Source organism: Psychrobacter sp. TAE2020 (assembly GCF_018919485.1).
Lineage (GTDB): Bacteria > Pseudomonadota > Gammaproteobacteria > Pseudomonadales > Moraxellaceae > Psychrobacter.
Genome location: NZ_JAHLMU010000001.1, coordinates 1,278,699 through 1,294,193, shown reverse-complemented (window position 1 = coordinate 1,294,193; position 15,495 = coordinate 1,278,699). Strand labels below are relative to the sequence as shown.

10 protein-coding genes are annotated in these 15,495 nt (G+C 42.4%); 6 read left to right on the top strand and 4 right to left on the bottom strand.

The genetic code is table 11. The features are described from left to right. Positions 1–248: 248 nt before the first annotated feature. The 4 genes from KPY62_RS05125 to KPY62_RS05110 all read right to left on the bottom strand — a co-directional run bounded on the left by KPY62_RS05125 (position 249) and on the right by KPY62_RS05110 (position 8,712). Complete coding sequence (locus tag KPY62_RS05125; protein ID WP_216581101.1) at positions 249–2,078, bottom strand: efflux transporter outer membrane subunit; 1,830 nt, start codon at positions 2,076–2,078, stop codon at positions 249–251. Continuing rightward, positions 2,075–5,383 (bottom strand): efflux RND transporter permease subunit, encoded by a 3,309-nt coding sequence (locus KPY62_RS05120; protein ID WP_216581100.1) that lies wholly within the window; start codon positions 5,381–5,383, stop codon positions 2,075–2,077. Before KPY62_RS05120 ends, KPY62_RS05125 begins: the two co-directional genes overlap by 4 nt. 35 nt (positions 5,384–5,418) lie before the next feature. After that, on the bottom strand, positions 5,419–6,843 hold the full coding sequence (locus tag KPY62_RS05115; RefSeq protein ID WP_216581099.1) for an efflux RND transporter periplasmic adaptor subunit: 1,425 nt from the start codon (positions 6,841–6,843) through the stop codon (positions 5,419–5,421). A gap of 840 nt (positions 6,844–7,683) precedes the next feature. After that, positions 7,684–8,712, bottom strand: coding sequence for a polyprenyl synthetase family protein (locus KPY62_RS05110; protein WP_216581098.1), 1,029 nt, complete (start codon positions 8,710–8,712; stop codon positions 7,684–7,686). Between the two features lie 522 nt (positions 8,713–9,234). Here KPY62_RS05110 and rplU point away from each other — a divergent pair. The 6 genes from rplU (at position 9,235) to nuoC (ending at position 15,359) form a co-directional block, all read left to right on the top strand. Continuing rightward, a complete protein-coding gene (gene rplU, locus KPY62_RS05105) occupies positions 9,235–9,546 on the top strand; it encodes a 50S ribosomal protein L21 (protein ID WP_201623194.1) in 312 nt (103 codons plus the stop codon). A gap of 97 nt (positions 9,547–9,643) precedes the next feature. Further along, positions 9,644–9,901 (top strand): 50S ribosomal protein L27, encoded by a 258-nt coding sequence (gene rpmA / locus KPY62_RS05100; protein ID WP_193011160.1) that lies wholly within the window; start codon positions 9,644–9,646, stop codon positions 9,899–9,901. 449 nt (positions 9,902–10,350) lie between these two features. Further along, positions 10,351–11,058: an outer membrane lipoprotein chaperone LolA gene (gene lolA / locus KPY62_RS05095; RefSeq protein ID WP_216581097.1), complete on the top strand. Its 708-nt coding sequence runs from the start codon at positions 10,351–10,353 to the stop codon at positions 11,056–11,058. Between the two features lie 896 nt (positions 11,059–11,954). Next, positions 11,955–12,572, top strand: coding sequence for an NADH-quinone oxidoreductase subunit A (gene ndhC / locus KPY62_RS05090; RefSeq protein ID WP_216581096.1), 618 nt, complete (start codon positions 11,955–11,957; stop codon positions 12,570–12,572). A 237-nt stretch (positions 12,573–12,809) separates the two neighbouring features. Then, entirely contained in the window at positions 12,810–13,478 is a 669-nt protein-coding gene (locus KPY62_RS05085) for a NuoB/complex I 20 kDa subunit family protein (protein WP_216581095.1), read from the top strand. Between the two features lie 105 nt (positions 13,479–13,583). Beyond that, the gene (gene nuoC / locus KPY62_RS05080; protein WP_216581094.1) at positions 13,584–15,359 is read left to right on the top strand and encodes an NADH-quinone oxidoreductase subunit C/D; all 1,776 of its coding nucleotides are present in this window, start codon (positions 13,584–13,586) and stop codon (positions 15,357–15,359) included. Positions 15,360–15,495: the final 136 nt, after the last annotated feature.

Genomic DNA, 15,495 nt, shown 5'->3' with positions numbered 1-15,495 from the left:
TTTTATTAGCTGGCTGTTATTGAACAAGCCACTATTAATGCTAGTTATAAAAAGCGGTGTTTATTAAATGTTTTGTTGATTAATGGCTTTATGCTTGGCTATGATATCACTGTGAATATGTAGTTATTAATAAGATTGCTATAAGTAAAAGCTAATTATAAAAGCAAAAAACCCCACCAAAGCGGTAGGGCCAGTTGCAAAATATCAATACATAGCTATTACTAGTAGTAAGCTATGTTGGCCAACCTTTAAGGCTCAATAATCTGTGATACTGGCACTTGCTCAACTGGGGTCTCTTGAATCACGGTACCAACCGCAGCATCAGCTTTGCCATCGTTATTAATATCGACTATAGCCTTTGGATCAAAAGTAGCCGTTGCTGGTGTTTTTGATTGCTTGATAGCGATGGCTTCTGATAGAGAAGCTATTCGTGGTGAGCTGGCAGCATTAATGGCATAAGCTGCTTGAGCTTCAGCACTGTTTTTATTCAAGTTGGCGATACTTGATAAGTTAGTATATTGCGCTACTGGAATAGCCACTGGAACTGCAAGGTTGGCACCACCACCAAGCACTTGGTAAAGCTCTATTTGACTGATGATTTTTTGTAGTTCTAAATCTAGAATACCTTGCTGCGTGGAGAACAACGAGCGCTGAGCGTCTAGAACATCCAGATAGTTAGAGATACCCGCCTTAAAGCGTGCATCAGCGATTACAAAGGTTTGGTCAAAGTTATCTTGCAAGCGATATTGCGCAGCAAGCTGTTCACCAAGCGTTGCCCGCGTTGCTAGCACATCTGACACTTCACGGAAGGCTGTCTGAATAGAGCGTTCATAATTAGCTAGGGTCTGCGCACGCTCTATTTTTGCTACATCATAATTGGCATCTAAACGGCCAGCATCAAAAATAGGCACACTAATATTAGGACCGAATGACCAGCCAACAGCGCCGCTTTTGAATAAGTTATCTAAGCTGCTACTGCCAAGACCAACACTACTAGCCAAACTTATAGAAGGGTAGTAAGCCGCACGCGCCACTTCTATGTTAGCACCAGCCGCTTTTAGGTTGTACTCCGCTTGTAGCAAATCAGGACGATAACGCAGGAGCTCACTAGGTAGACCTGCATTAAAGATTTCATGATTAGTAATATTGCTAATCGCTGGAGCTGGAATTAGATTGGTTGGAATAGGCGTGCCAATTAAAAACTGCAAAGCATTACGTGCTCTTAGAATACTGCTCTGGGCACGTAGTACTGCCAGCCTAGCATTCTCAAGTGAGGCGCTAGATTGCAGAGTAGGCAGCTTAGGATCAATACCGGCCTCAAAACGCTTATTAGCAATGAATAAAGAACGTTCACGACTCTCAACGGTCGCTTCAGCTAACTTGAGCTGCGCTAAGCTGTAACTAAGATTAGCGTAGCTTTGAGCAATATTACTGATTAAGCTGATCTGCGTTGAGTCTTTAGCCGCACTAGTTGCCAAAAAGTTCTGTAGAGCTTGATCTTTTAGACTAGCAATCTTGCCCCAAAAGTCTAGCTCATAGTTTGCTAGACCCAAATTGACATTAAAACTGTCACCAGTGCTACTACCTAATGCACTACCCTGACGTCGGCGTGAATAGCCTGCTGTGCCATCAATTGTTGGTAAATCACGAATATCAGTAATTTGATATTGTGCTCGGGCTTTTTCAATAGCCAAGCGCGCACTTTCAAAGTCCTTGTTATTCTGTAATCCTAAAGCAATCAGGCCTTTTAGGCGCTCATCACTATAGAAATCTTGCCAGCGCTGACCAGCAACACTAGGTTGTTCAGCAGTGCTTACGGTCTGACGATCAAAGGCACCGTAAGCTTGCTCAATAGGTAGATTAGGCTCAACAAGCACCGGACGCATATCGGCTTTTGGAATAGTGTTACACGCAGCCATACTAAGGGCTAGGGCGCTTAAGCTTAAGAGTCGAGTAGCATTTTTGCGAGTGCGAGCAGCAGATAACGAGTTAAATCGTACACCTATCACTGAGCGTTGAGCCGTAGTAACTACTGGCGTAGAGGTTGAGTTAGGCGTAAGAATGATTTGAGAACTCATTTGGTATTATCTCCAAAACTTGCAGGCTGATAACTCTCAGAGGGAGTTGGGTCCGGCGTATTGTCAGTTGGTGGCATTGGCGTATTGTCAGTTGGTGGCGTAGGTTGGTCATCGTCACCATCATCACCGCTATTGTCAGCGCTGCCGTTACCTTTAGGGCTACCCGCTACTTCATGGGCTTCATTGTTCATATAAGGGAACATACTACGTACCCAAATATAGAACATAGGAATAAAGAAGATACCAAGCAAGGTAGCACTAACTACTCCGCCAAGGACACTAGTACCAATAGCGTTCTGGCTACCAGAACCTGCGCCATTGGCTAGGAATAATGGCACAACACCAATACCGAAGGCAAGTGAGGTCATAATAATAGGTCGCAAACGTTGTCTTGCGGCCAGCATGACTGCATCTTTAAGGCTATAGCCTTCCTCTTGGTGATCTTTGGCAAACTCAATAATCAAGATGGCATTCTTGGCAGATAGCCCGACTACTGTCAGTAAGCCAACCTGCAAGTAAACATCATTATCAAAGTCTCGTAGCCAAGTAAATAATGCCGCTCCTAATACGCCAAGTGGGATGACTAGTAGTACTGAGAATGGAATAGACCAGCTCTCATACAAGGCCGCCAAACATAGGAATACCACTAAAATAGAGATAGCGTAGAGCATCGGTGCTTGAGCCCCTGACTTTTGCTCCTCAAGTGATAAACCAGTCCACTCAAAGCTGATACCTTCGGGCAGTTTGTCCACCATAGCTTCCATAGCATTCATAGCATCGCCCGTACTTAGACCTTCACCAGCGTTACCTTGAATATTCATTGAAGGTAAGCTGTTATAACGGGTTAAGTTCGGGGAACCATTCTCCCAGCGACTACTAGAGAAAGCGTCAAATGAAATCATCTCATTACTGTCATTGCGCACATACCACTTACCTATATCAGTAGGATTAGTACGGCTTTCAGGCTGGCCCTGAATAAAGACTCGTTTGATACGACCACGATCGACGAAGTCATTAATATAGCTTGAGCCCCAAGCTGTGGAGATCACACTATTGATACTGCCAAGCGATAAACCATAAGCAGCAGCTTGTTCTTGGTTAATATCGACCTTGAGCTGCGGTGCATCTTCTTGTCCATTTGGGCGTACACCGGCTACTTGATCATTCTGAGCAGCCATTCCTAGCAACATGTTACGGGCTGCAAGTAATTCTTCATGCCCTAAGTTACCGGAATCTTGTAGCATTAAATCAAAGCCACTAGCATTACCAAGGCCACTAATTGCTGGCGGTATAATGGTAAAGACAGTCGCTTCATTGATTTGGCTAAAGAAGTAACCGTTGGCACGATCAGAAATTGCTTTTACCGCATTGTCATCGCCTTCACGATCCGCCCAATCATTAAGCTTAACAAATGCTAGACCAACGTTCTGGCCTTGTCCAACGAAACTAAAGCCGGCGATAGTAAAGGCTGAAGCGACGTTATCGGGTTCTTGATTAGTATAATAATCACTAACCTTATCGAGGACACCTTGGGTCTGATCGAGCGTAGACCCTGCTGGTAGCTGGACTAAAGTAAACATAATCCCTTGGTCTTCTTCAGGTAAGAAGGAGCCGGGAATACGTAAGAACACTACCGCCATAATACCAATGATGACTGCATAAGCGATTAGATATAACCATTTAAAACGGAAGCTATTACCAACGAGCTTCTCATAACGAAGACTTACTTTAGAGAAGCTGCGGTTAAACCAACCAAAGAAACCTTTCTGATTTTCACTATTGCCTTTTTCATGACTTTTACTACGTTTGAGTAAAGTCACACAAAGCGCTGGGGTAAAGATAAGCGCTACTAATGCTGACAACACCATACTAGTGATTAGAGTGATCGCAAACTGGCGATAAATAACCCCTGTTGAGCCACCAAAGAAGGCCATCGGCACGAATACTGCTGATAAGATTAACGCAATACCGATAACGATTTTACTGATTTCGCCCATCGATTGAATAGTAGCGTTTTTGATGGAGATCTCAGAGTCTTCCTCCAAGATTCGCTCAACGTTCTCTACTACCACAATAGCATCATCGACCAGTAGACCAATGGATAGCACCATCGCAAACATGGTTAGTACGTTAATACTAAAGCCGGCGACATAAAGCACCGCAAAGGTACCTAATAATACAATAGGTACAGCAAGAGTAGGGATGATTGTAGCGCGCCAGTTCTGTAAGAAGATGAACATGACGATAAATACTAAGACAATTGCCTCAATCAAAGTCATAACTACTTGTTCAATAGATAAACGTACGAACGGCGTAGTATCATAAGGCACAACAGACTTTAGTCCTGCTGGGAAATTTGCTTCTAATTCGGCTATACGCGCACTAACTAAGTCACGGGTTTGTAGAGCGTTAGCGCCACTGGCTAGAGACACGGCAAGGGCTGCAGCATCTTGGCCGTTATAAAGTGAAATAACACCGTAGTCTTCACTACCAATCTCAACTTTAGCAACATCACCTAAGCGTACTTGCGCGCCAGAGCTATCGGTCTTGAGTAAGATGTCTTCGAATTCATCAGGAGTTTGTAGATAGCTTTGCACGGTAACCGTGGCATTGATAACTTGCTCGTCCAGATTTGCTGGTGCTTGTCCAAGCTGGCCTGCTGATACTTGAGCGTTCTGTGCTCGTACGGCATTAACGACGTCAGATGGTACCATATTGAAGCTACGCAAGCGCGCAGGATCAAGCCAGATACGCATCGCATAAGAGGAACCGAATGCTTGTACCTCACCAACTCCTTCAATACGGCTAAGCTGATCGACCACATTAGAGTTGATATAATCGCCGATATCGGCGCGATCCATACTGCCATCTTCAGAGACAAAGCCTTGTACTACCAAAAAGCCACTAGAGGACTTGTTGACGTTGACCCCTTGACGCTGCACGGATTCAGGTAGCGAGCTCATTGCTGCTTGAAGTTTATTCTGTACTTGTACTTGCGCAGTATCGGCGTCAGTACCGTTCTCAAAGAACAAAGTCACTGAAGCGCCGCCATTTGAGGAGCTTGATGACTTCATATACATTAAACTATCAAGGCCCTTCATACGCTGCTCAATAACCTGTACTACTGAGTCTTCAACGGTTTTGGCATTAGCACCAGGGTAGCTAGCGCTGACCGAAATAGTCGGTGGCGCAATAGCTGGGTACTGCTCAATCGGTAGACTAATGACCGATATAATCCCGACAAGCATGACTAAAATAGCCAATACCCATGCAAAGATAGGTCGGTTAATAAAAAAAAGTGACATAGTATATCCCTAGGTCTTCCTAGCTTTGAATGGAATTAATTAGCGGTTGCTGGTTGTTTGGCATCAGCTTTGGCTGTGTCACTAGCTGGCTTATTCATGGTTTTTGCTGCTTGTTGTGGTGTTTTGGCAGGAGGCTGATTTGCCGCCTGACCTTTAGCTGCTGGCGCACCTGGTTTGGTAGGGGCCGCATTAGGATCTTCTAAAGGCTTAGCCACCACTTCTTGTTCAGGCTTGACTTTTGCACCGCCAATAACTACAACTTGGTCGCCACTCTGTAGACCGTCAGTAATTACCCACTGACCTTTATAAGTGCCATTAACAGTCACTGGACGTACTTGAATTTTATTATTAGCATCAACGATATAGACTTGCGTCTCACTTTTGGTCGAGCGCATAACTGCACTTTGAGGTACTAAAGCGGCGTTAGTAATAACGCTTTGAATCAAGCGTGCTGAAACATACATACCAGGCAATAACACGCTATTAGTATTAGGGAATATTGCACGTAGAGTAACTGCGCCAGTTGATTCATCAACCTTAGCTTCTGACAACGCCAATTTACCCGTTACTGGATATACGCTACCATCTTCTAGCACTAACTCAACAGTATTCATCCCTGCTTGCGCTTTACCTTCAGATATCTGTTGACGTAGTTTTAACAATTCAGATGAAGATTGGCTGATATCAACATAGATAGGATCTAAGCGCGAAATCGTTACTAAGGGAGTGGCTTGGCTAGCATTTACTAATGAGCCTGCGGTAGCCGTTGAGCGATCACTACGACCGGAAATGGGTGAGCGTACGATAGTACGGTTGAGATCTAAAGTACTAGCATCCAAACCTGATCTGGCACTTTGAATACCAGCTTTTGAGCTTTCTATGCCAGCTTGAGACTGACCTACTGCTGCATTGGCACTAGCAACTGCTGCTTGTGCGGTACGAACTTGGGTTTGCGCTTGATCATACTGCTGTTTAGAGATAGCGTCGATCTCGACTAGGCCTTTTAGGCGTTGAAAATCGTTTATTGCTTGTGCCAGTGAAGCTTGGCGACTGGCCAATTCAGCTTTAGCATTGGCATTATTTGCCAAGGCAGTCTGATAGTTGGCTTGTGCTTGCTGAACGGCAGCTTCACCGCTAGCGATAGAAGTGGCATAGTTATCAGTATTGATACGATATAAAGGCTGGCCTTTTTTGACGTTACTGCCTTCGCGAAATAGTATCTCGTCAATAATGCCGTCTACTTGTGGACGCACATCTGCGGTTTCAAATGCAGTAGTGCGTCCAGAAAAGGTTTGTACTTGAGGTATAGTGCCAAAAGTAACCGTTTGGACGTTGACGACGGCAGGCGGCATCTGTTGCTGAGCGGCTTCGGCAGCAGCGTCCTCTTTTTTGTCACAGCCAATCAGTACCGCTGTCGATAGTACAGATGCTATTACAATCGCAAGATAAGAGTGCTTCATCAATGTCCTCTGGAGTATTCAGTTTTAATAAAAGGGTGTAGTAAAATAATTTCTAATACACTAAGTTATAAAAGGCCTAAAAAAATATCTTTTATAAGCATGATCTCTATAACCATAGTGTTAATAAAAAATAGCCACTTCTTACGATTACGGTTAGCGTCAGGGAGTTATCCCATTGACTAAGGCAAGATAATAAGGTGAGAACTAATAGAGATTAGTAATAAACTTAGTCAGCTATTATAAACTATCGGGTTTACCCTACAGTCAAGCAACTAAATAGTAGGTTTATAGCATTAGATAACTATAGGGTACTTTTTGGTTACAGCAAACGTTGATAGTATAAGCGTTACACAAGTAACTCGAAATAAAACTTTAAAATAACGCTATAGTTAAAACATTGTTAATTTTTGTTATAAAATTTTATTTACAGCGCATTAAATGACAAACAGCCATAAAAATATGGCTTGTAAGCAAAATGTACAATTTAGCAATAAGTTAATGTGCATATGAGAAAATACTACAGGCAAGCAATGATATTTGATTTATTGACTAACAACCTATAGCTTTGCTACTAGGGCAGGATCTATGACTATTAATCATTAATAACTAATCAATAGTAATTAGTTGCTAGTTACAGGCTATTCGTAGTTTTAAAATTGTTGCCTTAAGATCGTGGATTTAAGAAATAGTAACAGTCGAGCTAATATTTGCCCAGCAACTAATTTAACAGGGGTTACGATAGCAACTGATAGTTTAATCCCTAAGCCTTCAAACAGGGACTTTAACAGTCACTACCTTTATCACTAATAGCAGCCAGTAAAATTAGTTTTTAATTCTAGGTTATATTAAGCGTGAGCTGGCAAGTTCAGTCAACTGATATAGCCCTTGGCGATAGCGATTATCTGGAAGAATGCTTAGCGCTTGCTGCGCTAATCGAGTCTCTTCAAGTGCACGCTGGGTACAGTAAGCCAATGAGCCTGAATTTCTTACCAAGGCAATCAGTTGTTCGGCATTAGGCGTTTTGCCAGTCTGCACGGCTATACGTAGCTGGTCATAGCCTGAGTTGTCACTACTCTTTAATAGCTCAAGGGCTTTAATAGTAGGTAGGGTAGGCTTGCCTTCCGCCAAATCATCACCGAGGTTTTTGCCCATCATCTCACTGTCACCGCTATAGTCCAGCACATCATCTATAATTTGAAAGGCATTACCAAAATGCTGACCAAAATCTGCCAATGCAGGCAAATATTGAGTTTGGTCTTGTAAAATAGCCGCGCCTTGAGTAGCCATCATAAATAGTCGTGAGGTTTTGCCGTCGATGATGCGTAAGTAATCGTCTTCAGTAGCCTGAGGATTATGCTGATGTTGCAGTTGCAGCACCTCACCTTCAGCGATGTCGCAAGTACCATCAGAGAACAGTTGCAGTAGGGGCAAACTCTGAAAGCCAACTAATAAGTTAAAGGCGCGAGCAATAAGATAATCACCTACTAGCACGGCAGTAGCGTTGTCCCAAGTAGCATTAGCAGTAGGTTTACCACGGCGCTGGCCTGACTTATCAATCACATCGTCATGAACTAAAGTTGCCGTATGCAGCATTTCAGTAATAGCGGCTAAGTGCATTGCTTGCTCTGAAGGTCTGTCATGGAGCATACGTGCGCACAATAGCGTGATTAACGGACGCATACGTTTACCACCAGCATTAATGACATGCTGGGAGACGTTCATGACTAGCTGAACTTTTGAATTAAGACTACCAAACACTTGCTTATCCATAATCTCAAAATCATCAGCAACGATGCTTTGGATATCGGCATAGCTTGGCTTAGGCAGGGCAGGAGTAGTTGCTGAAGCAGTTATTGAGGTACTGGTCATAAGAATAGTCATATTAATTGGGTGAAAAAATCATCATGTGGTTGATGAGTAAAGTAAGTCAGTGTAACTGATAAGGTCAAAATACCATCATGATAGCATAGCTAGTAGCTTTTATTGTTGTCTAAAATGCGTTCTTCACAACAATAGCTATCCTTTAATAACCGCTAAGTTATGGGCATGGAATAGTTTTTTTTTGCGCTAATATAAACAGCTACTAGCGCTAGCAAATGCTCACTGAGTGCTATATAGATGCAGCGTTAAAACAATATTGTAAGTTATTGATTGGATAAGCTATAATGACTGCCATTAGGCGCAGTTATAGAGCTACGGCTAAGTCAGTTGCTTATGGAATTTGCGATAGAGGTATTGGCCTTAGTACTAGCTAGTAAAAGCTGTGACAAGAAACTTGCTTTTACGGTGAAAAAGCCGTAAAATCATGCCTTTAATTTTTCCCTGTCGTGTTCGTCGTCGAAGCGTTGGTATAATATCAGCCACGGCACACGGGTTAAGCGGAGTTAGACTATGTACGCAGTAATCAAAACTGGTGGTAAACAGCACCGTGTAGTCGTCGATGAGTTGCTAAAGGTTGAACTACTAAAAGCAGAAACTGGCGAAACAATCAAATTTGAAGACGTGTTGATGGTTGTTGATGGTGATACTGTCAAAATCGGTCAGCCAGTCGTTGAAGGCGCTAGCGTAGAAGTGGAAGTGATTGAACATGGTCGCGGTGAAAAAATCCGTATCATCAAACACAACCGTCGTAAGCATTATCACAAAGAGCAAGGTCACCGCCAATGGTACACCTTGTTAAAAATCAAAGCGATTAATGCTTAATTAGCTATTGTTAGTTACCTACTAATAATTAATAACGCACTAAAAGCTTAAGAGTTATCGCATAAGCGATAAGTCACATTAACAAGGAGATTTTCTCATGGCACATAAAAAAGCTGCCGGCTCGTCACGTAACGGTCGTGATTCAAACCCAAAAATGCTCGGCGTAAAAATCTTTGGTGGTCAAACCATCGTCGCTGGTAACATCATCGTTCGCCAACGTGGAACAGAATTCCACGCTGGTGAAGGCGTTGGTATGGGCCGCGATCATACTTTATTTGCACTGAATGACGGTGTAGTGAAGTTTGCAACTAAAGGTAAGTTTAACCGTCGTTATGTGATGGTTGAAAGCGCCTAGTAAGCCTTTTGCTACTGAGCTATAGGCTTGAGTTATATCAAGTCCATAAATCATCGTAGCGAATAAAAAAGTCCCTGTTACCGATTGGTGATAGGGACTTTTTGCATTTATACAGTAAGGCTAAGACTAAACTTTAAGGAAAAATTATACTTTATTAAAGTATAAAAACTTATTAATAGCAGCAACCGTTATCAGTAATTATAGCTGGTTGTGTTAGTTACAAGCGTGTATGGCAGGCGTAGTATTGATTGCAATTCTAGCCTAGGCGCGTAATAAAAAAGCTGGCACACTGTCCCTCATCGATCAGAAGCTGTTAAATATTCTACTATGATACTGCGATAACACAGTGTGATAAGCACCAATAATAAACACCCTTGATCATAGCGATCGACTGTACTATTTAATGACTGTATTAATTTATATTGAAATTCATAATGAGAGGAAAGATCATGACTATATTTACTAACAATAATACTAGCACTACTAACAGAACTACGGTAAAACAAAAACTGATGAGCGGTGCTTTAGCTGGGGTGCTTTTAACTAGCCTTGGGGTTGCAGCGCCTATGGTAGCTTTGACCCAATCTGCTAATGCAGCCCCTGCTGATAACTTGACTGCAGCCAAGCGTTTAAACACCTTATTGACTAATACTAAGAGTATGACAGCTAACTTCAGTCAGACTACTAAAGGCGCAAGTAGCGGATCTTTTCAAGGTAGTATGAGCGTCCAGCGTCCAAACAATTTTCGCTGGGAGACTAAATCACCTTCTCAGCAATTGATCATCGCTAATGGTAGTTCGATGTGGATTTATGACAAAGACTTAGAGCAAGCGACTAAGCAAGCGGTCGATAGTCAAGTGGGCAATACTCCAGCATTGCTACTATCTGGAGATCCAAGCAAGATTGACAAAAGCTTCAAAGTCACTCAACCTTATAGTAATAAGAACTACTACGTGCTCTATCCTAAGTCTAGCGATGCCAGCTTCAAGAATCTATCGATAAGCTTTAGTGGTGGTAAGCCTGTAATGATGGTACTGAATGATACTTTAGGTCAGACAACCTCGATCAAATTCAGTAATATTAAGCTGAATCCAAGCATTAATAGTAGTCAGTTTAAATTTACTCCACCAAAAGGCGTTGATGTTATTAATCAATAACTAGCAATAAGTCAAGAAGCAGCAGCAGTCAATTATCAGTAACCAACAGCGGATGGCTGATCTATTAATAATATAAAAAGACAGGTCGATTATTCGGCCTGTTTTTTTGTCTGTTCGGTGCAAGTATAAGTAGGTGTAAATTAAGATTTATTGCAGATAAATGTCGATCACAAGCACTTATAAATATTTTCTTGGTTCATCATCTATCTGCAACAGCACTGATTGGGCGACGTTGCGCACTTAATGGTGTTGTTACCAATCGAGTGTAATCGCCTGTTTTTATTTGGATTAATCTTTTAGTTTTTACGGTCATCGCCATGCTGATCGCTGTGGGTTTTGCAAGGGGGTTTGCAGTTGAGTTTATAGTAAAATTAAGGCCTTGCAAAAATCTAAATAGGGCGTAACCTATAGCATAATTTATCGCTATAGATACATATTTTGTAGCATATAAAGTGACCACCTGATACAGTGAAAAACTGGCTTTTGAGCACCAATATGCGTATAGTAGGTAAACCGTTTATGCCAGTTGTCACGCCATTATTGGCCCTTTGTAATGAGTTATTAAATCAATTAAATAAGTTGTTGTTTAATCAGCAATCGAGATATTGATTTAATAAGTTTATTCAAGGCGTTTAGTAGATGTTTTTGATGACCAGCCTTTATCCGTGACTATGTCGGATATTTTTACAGTTGGTCGTATCTGATGCTAACGTCGATAACCTTGATAATTGGCCGTTACCAGCAAAGTGCTTTATAGCTTATTTTGACATTACAAATAAGTTATTAACGGTACTTTGTATATTCGTTTGCGTTATGGATATCGTACAACTATGCTTTTATTGAGTACTAGTTTGCGCTATACCTAACACTCGCTTGGGTGAGGAGCACGTATTATCATGTCTGCCTTTAATTGGTCAGCCGTTGCTTTTATTCTAGCCGCTATCGGTCTGGTTATATTCATGCTAGTCGTCCCGCGTTTGCTAGGTGGGCGGTCTCATGGCCTACAAAAAGAACACGTATTTGAAGCAGGTGTTGTCGGATCTGGCAATGCCCGTATCCGTTTGTCTGCTAAATTTTATTTAGTGGCTATCTTTTTCGTTATCTTTGACTTAGAAGCCTTATATTTATACGCTTACGCTGTCTCAATTCGAGAAACAGGGTGGGCCGGTTTTATTGCGGCTGCGACTTTTATTATTGATCTGTTGATTGGTTTAATATATGCCCTAAGTTTGGGCGCACTAAACTGGTCACCTGCTGATAAACTGCGCAAAAAAGCTCGTCTTTATGCCGCACCTGCCGGTTTTAATCTAGCGAGCATTACCAAGTTTGATGGGGTTGAAGAATTGATGGTCGACCCTACTGGTAAAATCCCGGCACAGTCTTCAGGACAGATCAATGTATCAAATAACATTGAAGCTAATCGTCGCCATCTAGAAAGCATCGATCACATTAATATCACAGGAAATATTACTTCTGTGGATTTTGCAGCATCTGCTCAGCGTGAGAATACTTAGTATCAGTCCTTAGCATACTACTTATTATTATAAGTAGTTAGTCTCAGTTTTTAGAAGAACTATATTTGCGATTTGATTGCCTATTAAAGGAAGGGTTTAGATGATAAATTCTTCAGTATCCAAACAGTAGGTGATTCAGTCGATAGTTGGTTACGAAGGTCATGCTTGCAACAATAATATGATTAGCTTGCTGGCAACCTCAACGCTATGTTGCACCCAATATAAAGGTTGAATGTTATGAAATATACCTTAACCAGAGCCAATCCTGATGCAGAGGTTTATCCTGCAGAGACTAGAGAAACGGTCAGTGATCCTCTCGAAGATGAAGTGAATAAAAACGTCTTCATGGGTCGTCTAGAAGATTTAGTGCATTCGACGGCTAACTGGGGGCGTAAGAACTCGTTGTGGCCATTCAACTTCGGTACTTCATGCTGTTATGTCGAATATGCCACTACTTTGACCGCTGTTCACGATTTATCGCGCTTTGGTGCAGAAGTTATTCGTGCCTCACCAAGACAAGCCGATGTCATGATCGTAGCGGGCACTTGTTTTATCAAAATGGCACCAGTTATTCAACGTCTTTATGAGCAGATGCTAGAGCCTAAATGGGTGATTTCTATGGGCGCTTGTGCTAACTCTGGCGGCATGTATGATATCTACTCAGTAGTACAAGGCGTCGATAAGATCATTCCGGTCGATGTCTATATACCTGGTTGTCCACCGCGTCCAGAAGCCTTGATTCAAGGCTTGATGCTATTACAAGAATCGATCACTAAAGAGCGTCGCCCTTTAGGTATTCATATGAAAGACCAAGGCATTTATCAGCCGCAAATGACGGCTGAGCGTGACCGCAAACAAGCGGATCGTATTGCAGTAAAAAATCTACGTAGTCCAGACAGTATTTAACTTAATAGCTTGGCTTGTTGGGCCGTTAACGATAAACAGGCGCAGGCGCTTATCATCATTTAGTGATAATAACTCAGTTATGATTAATGAAGGAAAACATCATTCATGGTCACGGTAGTCGAAAATATAGATCCTAAGATCAAGCCTGTACCTGCAGTAATTCAAGAGCTAGGGCACAAGTATGCTGGTAAGTTTGTGGTGCAGCAGACTATTGATGAGATCCCAACAGTCTGGGTTGCACGTGCTGATTTACTAGATATTTTGTTATTCTTACGTAAGCTGCCAAAACCTTATGTCATGTTGTTCGACTTATCCGCGATGGATGAGCGCTTGCGCCAACATCGTGAAGGTTTGCCAGCTAGCGACTTTACGGTTTTTTATCACCTGATGTCGCTGGAGCGTAATAGCGATGTACGGATCAAAGTTGCGCTTAGTGAAGATGACTTAAATGTGCCTAGCGCTACTAACATTTGGCCAAATGCCAATTGGTATGAGCGTGAAGTGTGGGACATGTTCGGCATTGTCTTTACTGGCCATCCGCATTTAACCCGTATCTTACTGCCTAAGTATTGGGAAGGTCATCCATTGCGTAAAGAATATCATGCGCGCGCCACTGAATTTACTCCTTACTTCCTAAATACGGCCAAGCAAGAGTATGAGCAAGAGAACTTGCGTTTCGTTCCTGAAGAGTGGGGCATGAAACGTTCGGGACGTGATGAAGACTTTATGTTCTTGAACATCGGTCCTAACCACCCTTCAGCGCATGGTGCCTTTAGACTAGTACTTCAGCTCGATGGTGAAGAAGTTATTGACTGTATTCCAGATATTGGCTATCACCATCGCGGCGCAGAAAAGATGGCTGAGCGGCAGACTTGGCATTCTTATATTCCTTACACCGACCGTATTGATTACTTAGGCGGGGTGATGAATGAGCTGCCGTATATCATGTCAGTGGAAAAGTTAGCCGGTATTACCATCCCAGCACGCGCTGAAACCATTCGAGTGATGATGAGTGAGTTTTTCCGTATCACTAACAACCTGCTATTTGTTGGTACTTTTATTCAAGATGCTGGTGGTATGACCCCAGTATTCTATATGTTTACCGATCGCCAAAAAGCTTACGACGTAATCGAAGCGGTAACAGGCTATCGTATGCATCCGGCGTGGTTCCGTATTGGCGGTACTGCTGCAGATTTACCGCGTGGCTGGCAGCGTCTAGTCCGTGAGTTCTTGGACTGGATGCCAAAACGTTTAGATGAGTATGTAAAAGCAGCACTGAAGAATAGTGTGCTTAAAGGTCGTACGCAAGGTGTGGCTCAATATGATGCCAAACAAGCCTTGGCTTGGGGGGTGACTGGCGCAGGTCTTCGTGCTACTGGTGTCGATTTTGATTTGCGTAAAGCACGTCCCTATATGGGCTATGAAAATTACGATTTTGAAGTACCAGTAGGCTATAACGGTGATGCTTATGATCGCTGTATGATTAAAGTTGAAGAGATGCGTCAATCATTGCGTATTATTCGTCAATGTATGGATAATATGCCGCAAGGTCCTTATAAAGCCGATCATCCATTAGCAGTACCCCCACCGAAAGATCGTACTCTAAATGATATTGAGACTTTGATTAATCACTTTATTTCAGTATCCTGGGGTCCAGTGATGCCCGCTGGTGAATGTGCCACTATCGTTGAGGCCACTAAGGGTTTAAACAGCTATTATATTACTTCAGATCGCGCCACTATGAGCTATCGTACTCGTATTCGTACCCCGACATTTGCGCATATTCAGCAGATGCCTTCAGTGATCAATGGTTCATTAGTATCCGATGCTATTATGTATTTGGCTTCTATTGATATCGTAATGGCTGATTGTGATCGTTAGAAAATCTATAGAAATAAAGCTTAATAAAGTAAGCTAATCAACAAGTTATCACCTAATGGTGCACCAAAACGCTATACTTGTAAGACGCCATAGCTATCATGACATTTTATAGAAAATAGCGCGATGAGTGAGGATA